20 protein-coding genes and 1 tRNA gene are annotated in these 11994 nt (G+C 71.6%); 5 read left to right on the top strand and 16 right to left on the bottom strand.

Features of this window, described 5'->3' with window-relative positions:
• Positions 1-17 precede the first annotated feature (17 nt).
• On the top strand, positions 18-359 hold the full coding sequence (locus tag ABUL08_RS25765) for a hypothetical protein (RefSeq protein WP_350932576.1): 342 nt from the start codon (positions 18-20) through the stop codon (positions 357-359).
• A gap of 84 nt (positions 360-443) precedes the next feature.
• Here the strand turns inward: ABUL08_RS25765 and ABUL08_RS25760 are convergent, their stop codons facing one another.
• Together ABUL08_RS25760 and ABUL08_RS25755 are read right to left on the bottom strand one after the other, a co-directional pair.
• Positions 444-1037, bottom strand: coding sequence for a DUF4352 domain-containing protein (locus tag ABUL08_RS25760; protein WP_350932575.1), 594 nt, complete (start codon positions 1035-1037; stop codon positions 444-446).
• A gap of 108 nt (positions 1038-1145) precedes the next feature.
• Entirely contained in the window at positions 1146-1289 is a 144-nt protein-coding gene (locus tag ABUL08_RS25755) for a hypothetical protein (RefSeq protein WP_350932574.1), read from the bottom strand.
• A 112-nt stretch (positions 1290-1401) separates the two neighbouring features.
• On the opposite strand from ABUL08_RS25755, the gene ABUL08_RS25750 reads away from it, so the two are divergent.
• Positions 1402-1674 carry a hypothetical protein gene (locus ABUL08_RS25750; protein WP_350932573.1) on the top strand — a complete coding sequence of 91 codons (273 nt, stop codon included), beginning with the start codon at positions 1402-1404 and terminating at the stop codon, positions 1672-1674.
• Between the two features lie 63 nt (positions 1675-1737).
• Here the strand turns inward: ABUL08_RS25750 and ABUL08_RS25745 are convergent, their stop codons facing one another.
• From ABUL08_RS25745 to ABUL08_RS25720, 6 genes are all read right to left on the bottom strand, one after another.
• Positions 1738-2238: a hypothetical protein gene (locus ABUL08_RS25745; RefSeq protein WP_350932572.1), complete on the bottom strand. Its 501-nt coding sequence runs from the start codon at positions 2236-2238 to the stop codon at positions 1738-1740.
• A complete protein-coding gene (locus ABUL08_RS25740) occupies positions 2238-2849 on the bottom strand; it encodes a hypothetical protein (protein WP_350932571.1) in 612 nt (203 codons plus the stop codon). Before ABUL08_RS25740 ends, ABUL08_RS25745 begins: the two co-directional genes overlap by 1 nt.
• Positions 2849-3085, bottom strand: a complete 237-nt coding sequence (locus ABUL08_RS25735) for a hypothetical protein (protein WP_350932570.1) — start codon at positions 3083-3085, stop codon at positions 2849-2851. The genes ABUL08_RS25740 and ABUL08_RS25735 overlap by 1 nt, the downstream gene beginning before the upstream one ends.
• On the bottom strand, positions 3085-3429 hold the full coding sequence (locus ABUL08_RS25730; RefSeq protein ID WP_350932569.1) for a hypothetical protein: 345 nt from the start codon (positions 3427-3429) through the stop codon (positions 3085-3087). The genes ABUL08_RS25735 and ABUL08_RS25730 overlap by 1 nt, the downstream gene beginning before the upstream one ends.
• A 74-nt stretch (positions 3430-3503) precedes the next feature.
• On the bottom strand, positions 3504-3653 hold the full coding sequence (locus tag ABUL08_RS25725; RefSeq protein ID WP_350932568.1) for a hypothetical protein: 150 nt from the start codon (positions 3651-3653) through the stop codon (positions 3504-3506).
• Between the two features lie 2 nt (positions 3654-3655).
• Positions 3656-4954: a hypothetical protein gene (locus ABUL08_RS25720; RefSeq protein ID WP_350932567.1), complete on the bottom strand. Its 1299-nt coding sequence runs from the start codon at positions 4952-4954 to the stop codon at positions 3656-3658.
• Positions 4955-5014: 60 nt separating this feature from the next.
• Here ABUL08_RS25720 and ABUL08_RS25715 point away from each other — a divergent pair, with 60 nt between their 5' ends.
• Positions 5015-5296, top strand: a complete 282-nt coding sequence (locus tag ABUL08_RS25715) for a hypothetical protein (RefSeq protein WP_350932566.1) — start codon at positions 5015-5017, stop codon at positions 5294-5296.
• A gap of 134 nt (positions 5297-5430) precedes the next feature.
• Here the strand turns inward: ABUL08_RS25715 and ABUL08_RS25710 are convergent, their stop codons facing one another.
• From ABUL08_RS25710 to ABUL08_RS25690, 5 genes are all read right to left on the bottom strand, one after another.
• Positions 5431-5952: a hypothetical protein gene (locus tag ABUL08_RS25710; protein WP_350932565.1), complete on the bottom strand. Its 522-nt coding sequence runs from the start codon at positions 5950-5952 to the stop codon at positions 5431-5433.
• Between the two features lie 93 nt (positions 5953-6045).
• Positions 6046-6300 carry a hypothetical protein gene (locus tag ABUL08_RS25705; RefSeq protein WP_350932564.1) on the bottom strand — a complete coding sequence of 85 codons (255 nt, stop codon included), beginning with the start codon at positions 6298-6300 and terminating at the stop codon, positions 6046-6048.
• Positions 6294-6488 carry a hypothetical protein gene (locus ABUL08_RS25700; RefSeq protein ID WP_350932563.1) on the bottom strand — a complete coding sequence of 65 codons (195 nt, stop codon included), beginning with the start codon at positions 6486-6488 and terminating at the stop codon, positions 6294-6296. The genes ABUL08_RS25705 and ABUL08_RS25700 overlap by 7 nt, the downstream gene beginning before the upstream one ends.
• Positions 6485-6643, bottom strand: coding sequence for a hypothetical protein (locus tag ABUL08_RS25695; RefSeq protein WP_350932562.1), 159 nt, complete (start codon positions 6641-6643; stop codon positions 6485-6487). Before ABUL08_RS25695 ends, ABUL08_RS25700 begins: the two co-directional genes overlap by 4 nt.
• Positions 6644-6859: 216 nt before the next feature.
• Positions 6860-8080: a helix-turn-helix transcriptional regulator gene (locus ABUL08_RS25690; protein WP_350932561.1), complete on the bottom strand. Its 1221-nt coding sequence runs from the start codon at positions 8078-8080 to the stop codon at positions 6860-6862.
• Between the two features lie 267 nt (positions 8081-8347).
• Here ABUL08_RS25690 and ABUL08_RS25685 point away from each other — a divergent pair, with 267 nt between their 5' ends.
• Positions 8348-8569 (top strand): winged helix-turn-helix domain-containing protein, encoded by a 222-nt coding sequence (locus ABUL08_RS25685; RefSeq protein ID WP_350932560.1) that lies wholly within the window; start codon positions 8348-8350, stop codon positions 8567-8569.
• A 1-nt stretch (position 8570) separates the two neighbouring features.
• Here the strand turns inward: ABUL08_RS25685 and ABUL08_RS25680 are convergent, their stop codons facing one another.
• The 3 genes from ABUL08_RS25680 to ABUL08_RS25670 form a co-directional block, all read right to left on the bottom strand.
• Positions 8571-8753, bottom strand: coding sequence for a hypothetical protein (locus ABUL08_RS25680; protein WP_350932559.1), 183 nt, complete (start codon positions 8751-8753; stop codon positions 8571-8573).
• Positions 8754-9323: 570 nt separating this feature from the next.
• Complete coding sequence (locus ABUL08_RS25675) at positions 9324-10331, bottom strand: tyrosine-type recombinase/integrase (RefSeq protein WP_350932558.1); 1008 nt, start codon at positions 10329-10331, stop codon at positions 9324-9326.
• Between the two features lie 132 nt (positions 10332-10463).
• Positions 10464-10537, bottom strand: a tRNA-Thr gene (locus ABUL08_RS25670).
• Between the two features lie 362 nt (positions 10538-10899).
• On the opposite strand from ABUL08_RS25670, the gene ABUL08_RS25665 reads away from it, so the two are divergent.
• On the top strand, positions 10900-11991 hold the full coding sequence (locus ABUL08_RS25665) for an ABC transporter ATP-binding protein (RefSeq protein ID WP_242794747.1): 1092 nt from the start codon (positions 10900-10902) through the stop codon (positions 11989-11991).
• Positions 11992-11994 lie beyond the last annotated feature (3 nt).

The following is an 11994-nucleotide window of genomic DNA, read 5'->3' as shown; positions in this document are numbered from 1 at the left end:
CTCACCCTAGGAGCATCGTGAAGATCTTCGGTCGGGAGCCTGCGCTGGTCATCGGCGCGATCGGTTCCCTCATCACCGTGCTGGCCGCCCTCGGCGTGCCGGGCCTGTCCGCTGGTGCCGCTGCGGCCATCACCGCGCTGGTGACGGCGGGCGTCACCGCCTGGGCGACGCGGCCGGTCGCGCCAGCCCTCTACGTCGGCGCGGTGGCCGCGGCGGCGTCGCTGCTCGCCGAGTACGGCTTCCACGTCTCGGACGGGACGGTGGCCGCGATCGGTGGAGCCGTCGTCGCCGGCTTCGCCCTGTTCGGGATCCGCCCGCAGGTCACCCCAAGATCCGACCCGGCGACGCACATCAGGTAAGCCCCGTCTCTGCACAGACTGCGGCCCGCCCCCGGTCGGGGGCGGGCCGCTTCGTGCGTTCCCGGGCACGGGACTCGTTCTGGCCTACTTCACCACCCAGCGCGGCGGCACCGGCTCGCTCTGGCCGGCGTACTCCACAGCGGCGGGCCGCTTCTTCGCCGGCACGGGGAAGGTGATCCACCCGCGCACGCACCGCCCCGGAGCCAACGTCTTCTCGCCGAACGGGAACGCCGGTTCGGGGAACGATTCGTAGCCGGTGCCCGACGCCTCGATCTGGGAGTCGTCGGCGTACACGAGGGTCCACGGGGAGTTGCTGACGCTGACCGAGTTCGCGGTGTAGCTCTTCTTGACGCACACCTTCACGTCCGCTGCACCCCACTCGTAGCCGGCCTGCTCTTCGGGGCGGGGCGCCGACTTGGCGACGGGCTGCTTGTAGGCGTACACGGTGGAGATGACCGCGCCGTCGGGTGATTCCTTGCTCTTGCCCAGAGCGAGCTGCACGTCGGGAGCCGCGGTCGGGCTGGCGCTGGGGGTCGGCGATGCCGAGCTGACCGCCGGCGACGGTGAGGACGAGCTAGCGGTGGACGAGGGGGCGCCGACCGGCTCCTGATCGCCGCAGCCAGCCAGGGCGGCGGTGGTGAGGACCAGGGCGGTGGCGAGGTGGCGGGTACGGACCATGTCGGGCACCGTATCGGCCATCGGCAACCATGCCAGGTCTGTGTCGAGTTGCCGACGCCTCAGCACGTCGGCGCGCGGGTGGGGCCCGGTTTCCCGGGCCCCGGGGGCTCAGTTCTCGTCCATCACCCGGCGGTGGTAGTCGGCGAGCTGCTGGGCGGCGACGGCCTTCATGGCGGCGATCCGGGCCCGGGTCGGGCTCATCGTCGCGTCCATCGCCAGGATCTCCTGCGTCTTCGCCTCGACCTTGTCCATGTCCGTCTCCCTAGCTCGTTCCTGCCTGTACTCATAGCCTAGTGGGTACCCACTGAGAACGCAAGTGGGTACCCACTGGAAATCTGGAGGGGTACCCACTACCCTCATCCGCATGACGCTCCCGACCCCCATCGCCGCCCTGGCCGCCGGCCTGCCGGACGACCCCGCCGACCGGGCCCGCGCCCTCGGCGCCGCCCTCGAGGCCGTGCCCGAGCTCCAGAGCACCCTCCGCGCCCTGCGGGCTGAGGCCGTCAATGAGCTCAAGGTGGGCCGCACCTGGGACCAGGTCGGCGAGGAGCTGCACCTTCACCCGGCCCGCGCCTCCCAGATCGCCCGCGGCGTCACCGGCGGCGCCAAGCGCCGCGCCGACAGCCCGCAGGAGTAGCCCCGCACACGAAAGCGCCCCCGCGCGGCACCAGCCGGCGGGGGCGCTTCATGGCGTCCGGGGTCAGCTGGCGCGCTGCTTGGCCCGGGCCTCCCGGCTGCGGCGGATGGCCCGCTTCGCCGTCGACTCCGACACCCGGTGGTCAGCCATCAGCCGGCGGACGATCTCCGCGTACGCCACGCCGTCCTCCTCCATCCGGTCGACGACGTCCTCCAGCGTCTCGGCCTCCTGCTCGGCCGCAGCGTCCAGGTCGAGGTCCAGCTCGTCATCCCGGCCGGGCTCGGTGTAGACCCGGACGCGCCGCCCGCCCCGGTTGACGATCCACCCCCACGGGCTGGTGTCACGGTCGGTGTCATCGGTGTCAGACACCTCGCTGACCTGCGCGGTGACACCATCGTCGGGGTCACCCTCGTCGGTGGGGGAGGGGGCCCGGCCGCCGGCCGGACGCAGATGCTCCTGGACCCCGATGACCACCAGGAAGAGCACGACGGCTACCAGTAGAGCGATCGGGCCACCCCAGCCGCGGGACGATTCCTGGTCAGCGGCAATCAGTACGGTCGTCATCAGGCACCACCAGTTCCGAAGAGCACTTCCGGGAGCGGGGCGACGAGCGACCCCGCGACGTCGATCAGCGAGCGGGCGATGTCACCTACGACACCGCCCGGCAGGTCGGACATCATGCCGAGCGCGGCGGCCACCACCCACAACGGAGTGTTGAGCCGGCGCATCCCCGAGGAGGGAAACGCCAGGGTGGCAAACCGGCCGAGCTTCTTGCTCCACTTGACCGGCAGCATGCAGCCCACCGCGTAGATCCACAGGCAGCCGATCAGCGCGCCGATGAAGTAGTTGATGCTGGTCCCGGCGATGTACGCGCCGCCGGTGGAGTCGAGCAGGCTCTGGATCACCTTGCTCAGCGTTCCGACGGTCCACTCGTCCAGCGGGCTGCCGTCGAAGCCCTCCCTGATCGTCGGCACCGCGATGATGAACGCCAGCCGGTCCCGGAGGCTGTTCGGGCCGACGCTCATCCAGTCGACGAGCAGGGCGAGCAGCAGCAGCACCGACACGGTGGTCGGGGACATGGTGTGCAGGAACGCCTCGGCCTGGCCGCCGTGAGCGGGAGGCCTGGTCGGGCTCGGCGTCGGCGTGGGCACCGCCGCCAGGATCGCGTAGAGCATCAGGCTCCCGTCCAATCGAGCACGTACGTGTCGGTGGCCGCGTCGTGCACCGTGAGCCGGGGCGAGTCCATCGGCTCGTTCGCGGCCAGCGCCTCCCGGGTCAGGGCCTGCAGCTGCTGGCTGAGGATCGTCGCGTACCCGGGGACCGACAGGTCCAGGACGACGATGTGCCGACGGTTGTGCAGGACCTCGTACTGGCCGTCGTGAATGTGCAGGCGGTACGGCAGGGCGGCCATCAGCGGTCCATTTCCAGGTGCGTGAGGACAGGGAACAGGGCGACGCCGAGGAGCACCATCGCGCCGGCCGCCGTCCAGGCCACGGCCGGGTGGCCGGCCAGGAGAGCGGCCAGCGCGGTGGCCACGGCGGCCAGCACGCCGGCGGCCAGGGTTACCGCGATCGGCGTCCACGGCACGCGGCGGGCCGGCAGGATCACCGGGTCGATGTTCGCCAGCCGCAGTTCGCGGACCCGGCCGGCCAGCTCAGTGACGTCGCTGGCCGGGGTAGTGACGGTGCGGCCGGCCAGGGCGCGCAGCGGCGAGTCGGGCGGCACCTGGCCGCGGATCAGGTGGGTGGTCGTCATGATGGTGGTCCTTCCATCCCGGGAGGGCCGGGGCGCGGCTGCTCTTGGTCGGGTCGACCGCGCCCCGGCAGCTATCACAGGCGGTTGTTGGGGCTGGTGACGGCGGCGATGGCCAGGCACAGGAGCAGGCTGGCGACGCCGATGAGGCGGGTGGTCCGGGCGTCGCCGAGGAGGATGACGCCGGCGTTGAAGCCGACCCCGATGAGCGCGAGGCGGTGGGACATGGTCAGTTCCCCTGCTTCCTGCGGTGCTCGTTGAGCCAGTCGTTGGCGGTGGTCTTGCTGACGCCGGCGCGTCTGGCCACCTGCCGGCCGGACGGTGGCCGTCGGAGCTCAGCCACCAGTTCGTCGTAGGCGGCGGCGACCCGGGCGGTGGCGCTGTCCGCCGGCGGCGGCGGAGGCTCGGGCGCGGACGGCGGCGGTACCGGCTGCTGGCCGTCCGGGTCGGGTGCTGCTGGCGGCCGGCCACCGTTCACCCGTTGGCCACCGGCCTGGCCAATCGGCTGGCCACCGGCCGGCCGGAGGTTCGCCAGCCGGTCGGCCAGCACGATCCGGGCCAGCCGCGGCATGATGCTTTCCCGCGCCGCGGCCATCTCCCGCTGCACCTTCCGGCACTGCCGGATACCTGGGTCGTTCTCGTCGACGGGCGCCGGCGTCGACCGCACCACCTCGGCGCGGCCGCGCAGCCCGGCCCACGCGGTGCCCCACCGCCCGGGCCGGGCTGCGGCCCGCTTGGCCTCACGCTCGGCCTTGTAGCCGTTCCAGGCCATCTTGGGGTCGCGGACATTGTTGTCGATGCTCCAGCGGCGGGCCTGCCACGAGCGGACCGGGAATGCCCGGCGACGGTCCGGGCCGAACACGGCGCCGGTCTCGTCGACCAGGTCCTCGCGCACCAGTTGCACGTGCTGGGCTCGGCGCGTGTGCAGGCCCCACAACCAGGGCGAGAGGCTTGAGAGCACGCCGAGGATGACCGCGAGGGCGGTGGGATCGAGCGGACCTTTGGTGAAGTGGCTGTAGTTGACGGCGGCCATGACCAGGGCGATGGCGTACGAGGCTCGCCGGAGCCGCGCGGCCGTGCCGTACGCGCGCTTGAGTAGCGCGTCGTGGGCGTGCCAGCCGACGTACAGGGCGACGCTCTCGGCGGCGGTGGCCACGCCGACGGCCACGGCCACCCGCACCGGGGTCGGCCAGGTGGCCGGGGTCTGGTCGTACGTGTACGCCAGCTGGCCACCGACCGTGGCCGCGTTGACGACGAGGAGCGGGGCGACCGTGCGGCCGGTCGTGGCCAGGTGGGCGAGCTGCCGCCGGCGGCGGGCCCTGGCCTTCTCGCGGGCCTTGCGGCGCTTCCGCTCGGCGCGGACGTGCTCGCGCTCGGTCCGCCGGCGCTCTTCGCGTGCGGCGGCGGCCTGATCGCGTGCGAAGTCGGCAGCCAGGCGGCGACGCTCGTCCTCGGCGCGGATCCGCGCGGTTTCGAGCTGGGCGAGCTCGGCCGGGGAGAGCCGGGGAGTCCGACTGATCAGCTTCATGCCGGCCAGTATGACACACTAGGCACGACAGACACATTAGGCACGGTGAGGGGAGCGCTCGTGTCGATCACCAACACACTCGACCCGCCCGCTACGATCGGCACGATGGCCAGGACGGTGGAAGAGCTGGAGCGTGCGCTCCGCGACGGCGAGTGGCTGCGGCCGGGCGACGTCGCCCTGGTGCTGGGCGCGTCCAAGAGCACCGTCGTCCGGATGCTCAATGCGGATCCGCCCGAGATCCGCTACCGGCGCAAGGCCGGCACGGGCCGGCACCGCGAGTGCCATCCCGAGGACGTGCTCACGAAGCTGGCCGAGAGCCGTCGAGTGCACGGCGACCAGTAGCCCCAGACGCAGCGACGCCCCCCGACCAACACGGTCGGGGGGCGTCGTCGTTGCTCAGTAGGTGGGCTTGCCGGAGCCGGGGCAGGTGCCGCGGCTGCCCATCGCCTGGTGCGGAGGGCAGGACTTGCCGGGGGCTACGCCGACACGCGCTCCGCAGGTGGAGCACTGACTCTGTGGTGCCACTGTTGGACTCCTTGGGGGATTCGGTAGTCCGGGTACGGTTCGATCTCGGGGTCACGCTGCTGCCCCGACGCCGCCATGCCCCGCAGGTAGATCACCGAGCCGTCTCGCGCGGTGATGCGGATGCCGGCTGCGACCGGGCTGTGCGTGCCCTCCTGGCGCACCAGCTCCCACCCGGCGAACTGCTCGGGTCGGGCGGCGTCCAGCAGCTCGTGCACGAGCACGAGCATCCGAGCTGCCCGCCACCGCGGGGGCAGGGGCTCGGTGGGCAGAGGTGCGGGCTGGGCGGTGCGCGGCGGCACGTCCGCCGACAGCAACGCCCAAGCGTCCGACGACCGGTGCTGCGCCTTCACGCCCGCCGGAGACTGGCCGCCAGGCTGCGCGTCCCGACCGTACCGCTCGATGGCGGTGATGTCGGGGTGCTCGGCGGCTCGCAGGAGGGCCTCGATGAGGTCCAGGGCCTGACTGGTCTGCACGGTTGCTCTCCTGATCAATTGGCGGATCTTGGCAGCTCACGGGCCGGGTCAGTGTACCGGCGAGGCGGCGGTGCTCGACTCCAGCGCACCGGGCTACCTGTTCGCGGCGTCGTAGAGCGCCGTGTCCTGCACGGCCACCTTGATGCACCAGTCGCGGGTGCAGTCGGAGCTCTCCCAGCTGCACTCCAGAGCGTGGCCGCGTACCCACGTCCAGCCGGTCATGCCCTCCAGCTCGCCGTCGACCTCGACGGTCCTGATGTCGAGGTGGATGGTGCCGAGCTGGCCCAGGTGGCTCGCCCATTCCCCGGCGCGCAGGGACACCCGGGTGCCGGCCGGCACGGTCACCACGCCGCCACCCGCTCGCAGAACGCGGCGCGGTCGGCGGCGTGCTGGGCGAGGATGTCGGCCGCCCACGCCTCCTGTCCGCAGCCGTCGTCGGTGCACTGCGGGCACGCCCGGCCGCCTTGGTGGGCGTCGACGACCATCGAGGCGACCAGCACCACGGCGTCAGCGTCGAACGTCTCGATGACGCTCACCGGGACCACCGGTGCTCGCGGATCCGGTTGGACTCCAGCAGCAGCTGCTTAGCTCGCCGCTGCTCGGCTTCCTGGATGCGCTGCCCGGTGCCGGGCGGAACCGGGTCGGGTTGGCCGGCTAGCCGGCGCAGCAGGGTCCGGATCGGGGTCGCCACGAGTCGCCTCCCTCAGATCGGGGGGTGGCGGCGGTGCTCGACGTGCGTTGGAAGGACCACCGCCGCCACCCGTCGGGCCGGATGCCGGTCGCCACGGGGACAGCGGCCGGTAACCATTCCCGACACCTACGGTGACTGCATGACCGATGACCAAACAGGGGCCGGGGAGGCGACAACCCGGCATCGAGGCGGAAACTAGGACGTCATGTGCGACTGCTACAGGTCGCAGCCCACCAGCTCCGCCAGGCCCGCCAGCTCCGCCGACATCGCTCGCCGGCGGCCGGCCGCGATCCCTTCCACGATCCGGCGCGCATACCGCTGATGCCGCAGCCACGCCGGCGCCCGATCCCGCAGCTCCAGCAGCACGCCGGTCGCCTCGCCGTACTCTCGACGCTCGGCGTGTGCCCACGCCACGTCCAAGCGGTGCCGCTGCCACGACGTCGGCTGCGCCTGCCCGACCGGCACCCGCTCGGCCAGCTCCAGCACACGGCCCGGCTCGCCGGCCACCGCCGCCGTCTCCACGCGCATCATCTCCACCCGGGCCGACCGGAACCCGCCGAGGATGGCCAGCCCATCGACGGGCCGGTCCGCGAGCGCGGCGGCGGCTGCCGACGCGGTGTCCAGCAGAGCGGCGGCATCGCGGGGCCGGTTGTCCCGGGACGCCGCGGCGGCACCGGCGAGCAGCAGCCACCCCCACACGGCCAGTTCCGCTGGCTGGGCCCGGCGCACCCGCGGCTCGATCTCGTCGGCAGTGGCAATGGCCACCTGCTCCGCCTCGGCCAGCCGACCCTGCCGCAGCAGCAGCCACGACGTGCCCTTGACCGTAGACGCGCCGAGCACCGGGTCACCAGCCGTCTGAGCGGCGTCGAGCGCACCAGAGACAGCCGCGTACGCCAGGTCCCCGGCGCGCAACTGGATGAGCAACTCGGTGGCCAGGTATCGGGCCTGCGCGAGGGTCGCGTACGCGAGCGGGGCCCCGGTCGCCTCGGCGGTGCGCCGGGCATCGTCGAGGAGCCGGGGCGCGGCGGCGAGCGCGGTCGCGTAGTCACCCCGATGGTAGGCGGCGTCGGCCGCGCCGACCCGGCCGCGGAGAACGTCCACGGTGGGCGGCGGTCCGTCCGCTGCCACGGTGATCGGTACGCCCAGGCCCCGGGCCGGGGTCAGCGAGCGGCGGATCGCGGCCAGGGACAGCGGCCGGTGATCCGGCTCGCGCCGCGCTGCGGCCTCCGACGCGTCGCCGAGCAGGGCGGTGGTGGCCACGCCCAGGGGGCGAGCGAGCGCGTGCAGTGTGTCCAGCCGCGCGCTGTGGCGGACCCCCTGCTCCAGCTTGCGGATGGTATCGACGCTGACGCCGGAGGCCTCGGCCAGCGCCTCCTGCGTGAGCTGGGCCTTGCGGCGGATCCGGGCGAGACGCTGGCCCGTGGTCGGTGTGCTCATGATCGGCTCTCCCAGGTAGCGGTCTGGGCGGCGGCCCGCCGACCGCTACAACCGGCGGGCCCGCCACTCTCGACGGTACTCCCAGGAGCACGGAAAGGCCGGGAGGCGATCGAGTCGCCTCCCGGCCTGGGTGTCTCGACCCGGACGCCAGCCAGGGACGGTCAACCCGCTGCTCACGCTAGGCCACTGTGTGACCTAGGTGCAATCACTGCTTGAGGCGGATGTCGGTGCGTGATCGAATCGGCGTGCCAGCCAGGGAGATCCACCATGCCCATACCTATGTCGTCCCGGGAAATCGCGGACGACCTATCCGCGCGCATCCGTGCGGGTGAGTACCCGCCAGGGGAGAAGCTGCCCAGCCTGCGGGAGTTCGCGGACCTGTACTCGGTCAGCGTGTCCACCATCCAGCGCGCCTTGGAGCTGACCCGCGACCGAGGCCTCACTGTCGGCCGCGCCGGCGTCGGCGTGTACGTGGCGGAGGCATGGTAGGTCACTGCGCGTCCTGGACCAGCCGCAGCCGTGTCTCGGGTTCCGCCGGACGTGTCTCGCCGGCGGCGCCTTCGAGGAATCCCTGATCGAAGCCGCGGCTCCTGGCGCGGCGACGCACGACCGGGATGGCCACGGCGCAGACCCCAGCGATGAGCAGAGCCAGGAACAGCAGGGCGAGGTGCACGGTCTGACGGTTGCCCGGGGCCGGTCGAGCAGCATCACCAGCCCGCCCGCTGCTTTCCGCAGCAGGAGCCGGTGCGACTCCGGCGTCAGACGGGGCGGCCGCTGGCGGAACGCCCCTCTTGCCGGCCAGCTGCTGGTCCGGCGGTGCTGCTGGACGTACGGGGGCCGATCCGACCGTCGGACGCCCCGAAGACGGGCCTGCGGTAGCGCGACCCGCCGGCGCGGTCGAGGGGGCCGCTCCAGCCGGAGTGGTGGATGACCGGGTAGGCGCGGGAGTTGCTGGCGCTGGAGACGTGGCGGAGGGCTTACCAAAGAGCCCGTCAATGACGTCTCGCACTGGGTGTGACGGGTCGGCGGATGGCGTGGAGAGGGTGAGCGTGGCGAAGAGCGCGATGGTCATCTGCTGCCACATGTGAGGCGACCTCCTGTTTGCTCGGCGGTCACCGGAACCTACCCGCCGTGATCAGCACGTACCAATGTGCAAGTTGCGCTATCTGCAATTTGTAACAACCCCCTCACATGCGGTTCGACTCACGCTTAAAAACGCTGCTCACGCCCATATCTACGTCGATCAAATTCCGCCCATCACGTCGATCCGGTCGTAGGCCCGACGCGCCCGTGCGGACTTCGCGGAGCGTCCGTAGTGGCGGAGCATCTGGTTGGAGTCCCATCCGGCGAGGGCCATGAGGTCGCCCTCGGCGCCGCCGGCGTCGAGCCACCGGTGGGCGAAGGTGTGGCGCAGCAGGTGCGGGTAGATCCGGATGCCGAGGTGCTCGCCGCGGCGGACGAGCATCTGGTAGACGCCGTTGGGTGTCATCGCCTGCCTGCGGCGGACGCCGAGCCAGAGTGCCGGGAGGTACCCGGCGGGGTGCTTGGTCCGGACCCGGATGTACCGGTCGAGGGCCAGGGCGGCGCGCTGGTCGAAGGGCACGATCCGCTGTCTGCTCCCCTTGCCCGTGACAACCGCCTCGCGGCGCTGAAGATTGACGTCGTCGAGCTGCAGCAGTGCCAGCTCGGCCAGCCGAGTGCCGGTGCACATGAACAGCCGCAGCATCGCGGCGTCGCGCCGGGATTCGAAGTCGCGGCCGCGCTCGGCGTCGCGGATGAGGGCCTGGAGCTGCTCGGGGGTCAGCACCGGCGGTGGGGCCTCGTCGGCGCGAGGAGCCGCGGGCACGGTCACCTTGACGAAGGGGTTGGGCAGCTCCTCCTCCTCGGCGTACCAGCCGAAGAACTGCTGCAGGGACCGGCCGACGTTGTTGACGTAGCCCTTGCCGTACCCCTGGCACGCAGGCGGCGCGGCGGCGGGATCGCGTAGGGCGTGCGGGCAGGGCTTGCCGGCGTCGCTGCCCTGGCGCAGCCAGGCGAAGAAGCCGCGGAGCTCGTCGCGGCCGACCTGGTCCCAGTCGCGGATCTTCGGGTGGGTGACGGTCAGCCAGCCGCCGAAGAACTGGGCGACGTCGACGTAGAGGGTGACGGTGCGGGCGCTGAGTCCCTGGGCTTCCATGCTCAGGCGCCAGGAGTTGATCCAGGTCTGGTAGGCGCCCGGGTCGGGTCGGCGGGTCTTCGGGTGGCGGGTCATGCGATCCACCGTGCCCGCGCCCGCTGCCTGGGTGACACCAGGTCAGCGGCCATAAGCGATTGGTCTTTGAGCATCGTTCGGTACTCCTCTTGTCGAGGCTTACCGACGTTTGCGCAGGTGGAGCGGATATAGAGCCCCCGGCCGGGATCGAACCGGCGACATCTCGCTTACAAGGCGAGTGCTCTGGCCAGCTGAGCTACAGGGGCGTGCGGCGTCGTCGTCAGCATAGCGACTGACGTCCGGATTTCCCGCTCGGCAGGCCTCCCGAGCACGGGAAACGTCAATTTACCGACCGCCTGCCGACGGATCGTCCCCGGGATCGACTGGGGACTGTGGGGATTGATGCCCGGGAGTGCCCGGCTGACCGAAATGCGTATGCCGTCCGTCCCACCCCGTGTTCCCCGCCTTGGCAGGTACGGAAAACCCGTTTACCGTGCAGTGACACGGACGACACTCCGGTCGGCCTCGGCTGCCCGGGTGACGTCCGCTGACCGGCACCACGGGTGCCGGTCGCTCCTTCACTCGGATCGTCCGGCACGTTCCTGCCGGTGAAAGGAAGCGCTCCATCATGGCTACGGTCACCTACGCCAAGGCGTCCCGCATCTACGCGGGCACCGAGCGGCCCGCCGTCAACCAGCTCGACCTCGAGATCGGCGACGGCGAGTTCCTCGTCCTGGTCGGCCCCTCGGGTTGCGGCAAGTCCACCAGCCTGCGCATGCTCGCCGGCCTGGAGGACGTCGACGAGGGCGCGATCTACATCGACGACCGCGACGTCACCCACCTGCCCCCGAAGGCCCGCGACATCGCGATGGTCTTCCAGAACTACGCCCTCTACCCGCACATGACGGTGTACGAGAACATGGCGTTCGCGCTCAAGCTGCGCAAGACCTCGAAGTCGGAGATCGACCGGCGGGTCAAGGAGGCGGCCGGGCTGCTCCAGCTCGAGGAATACCTCAACCGTAAGCCGAAGGCGCTCTCCGGTGGCCAGCGCCAGCGGGTCGCGATGGGCCGGGCGATCGTCCGCGAGCCGCAGGTCTTCCTCATGGACGAGCCGCTGTCGAACCTCGACGCCAAGCTCCGGGTGCAGACCCGTACGCAGATCGCGTCGCTGCAGGCGAAGCTCGGCATCACCACCGTCTACGTCACCCACGACCAGGTCGAGGCCATGACCATGGGTCACCGGGTCGCGGTCATGCTCGACGGCGTGCTCCAGCAGGTGGACACCCCGCGGGCGCTCTACGACACCCCGGCCAACGTCTTCGTCGCCGGCTTCATCGGCTCCCCCGCGATGAACATCAAGACCGTGCCGCTGACCGAGCACGGCGCGGCCTTCGCCGAGATGTACATCCCGCTCACCCGGGAGCAGGTCGCCGCGGCCCAGGCCGAGGGCGGCAACGGCAAGGTGACCGTCGGCTTCCGCCCGGAGGACTGCGACATGGTCAGCCCGACCGAGGGCGGCATGCCGGTCGTGGTCGAGCTGGTCGAGGACCTGGGCTCCGACGCCAACGTCTACGGCCACGCCGCGCTGGAGGGCCACAACGAGCGCTTCGTGGTCCGTACCGACCGGCGCAGCATGCCGAACATGGGTGACACCGTGTTCGTGAAGCCGCGGGCCGGCCAGAGCCACATGTTCCACGCCACCACCGGCAGCCGGATCTGACGT

This window comes from Micromonospora sp. CCTCC AA 2012012, from assembly GCF_040499845.1.
Classification (GTDB): Bacteria; Actinomycetota; Actinomycetes; order Mycobacteriales; family Micromonosporaceae; genus Micromonospora; species Micromonospora mangrovi.
The sequence above is the reverse complement of the archived record's forward strand: the minus strand, read 5'-3'. Positions and strand labels throughout refer to the sequence as shown.

Excerpts from the sequence above, each read along its gene's own strand:
- ABUL08_RS25760 (WP_350932575.1), bottom strand. The coding sequence starts at position 1,037 with ATGGTCCGTACCCGCCACCTCGCCACCGCCCTGGTCCTCACCACCGCC.
- ABUL08_RS25755 (WP_350932574.1), bottom strand. The coding sequence starts at position 1,289 with ATGGACAAGGTCGAGGCGAAGACGCAGGAGATCCTGGCGATGGACGCG.
- ABUL08_RS25750 (WP_350932573.1), top strand. The coding sequence starts at position 1,402 with ATGACGCTCCCGACCCCCATCGCCGCCCTGGCCGCCGGCCTGCCGGAC.
- ABUL08_RS25745 (WP_350932572.1), bottom strand. The coding sequence starts at position 2,238 with ATGACGACCGTACTGATTGCCGCTGACCAGGAATCGTCCCGCGGCTGG.
- ABUL08_RS25740 (WP_350932571.1), bottom strand. The coding sequence starts at position 2,849 with ATGCTCTACGCGATCCTGGCGGCGGTGCCCACGCCGACGCCGAGCCCG.
- ABUL08_RS25735 (WP_350932570.1), bottom strand. The coding sequence starts at position 3,085 with ATGGCCGCCCTGCCGTACCGCCTGCACATTCACGACGGCCAGTACGAG.
- ABUL08_RS25730 (WP_350932569.1), bottom strand. The coding sequence starts at position 3,429 with ATGACGACCACCCACCTGATCCGCGGCCAGGTGCCGCCCGACTCGCCG.
- ABUL08_RS25725 (WP_350932568.1), bottom strand. The coding sequence starts at position 3,653 with ATGTCCCACCGCCTCGCGCTCATCGGGGTCGGCTTCAACGCCGGCGTC.
- ABUL08_RS25720 (WP_350932567.1), bottom strand. The coding sequence starts at position 4,954 with ATGAAGCTGATCAGTCGGACTCCCCGGCTCTCCCCGGCCGAGCTCGCC.
- ABUL08_RS25690 (WP_350932561.1), bottom strand. The coding sequence starts at position 8,080 with ATGAGCACACCGACCACGGGCCAGCGTCTCGCCCGGATCCGCCGCAAG.
- ABUL08_RS25685 (WP_350932560.1), top strand. The coding sequence starts at position 8,348 with ATGCCCATACCTATGTCGTCCCGGGAAATCGCGGACGACCTATCCGCG.
- ABUL08_RS25675 (WP_350932558.1), bottom strand. The coding sequence starts at position 10,331 with ATGACCCGCCACCCGAAGACCCGCCGACCCGACCCGGGCGCCTACCAG.
- ABUL08_RS25665 (WP_242794747.1), top strand. The coding sequence starts at position 10,900 with ATGGCTACGGTCACCTACGCCAAGGCGTCCCGCATCTACGCGGGCACC.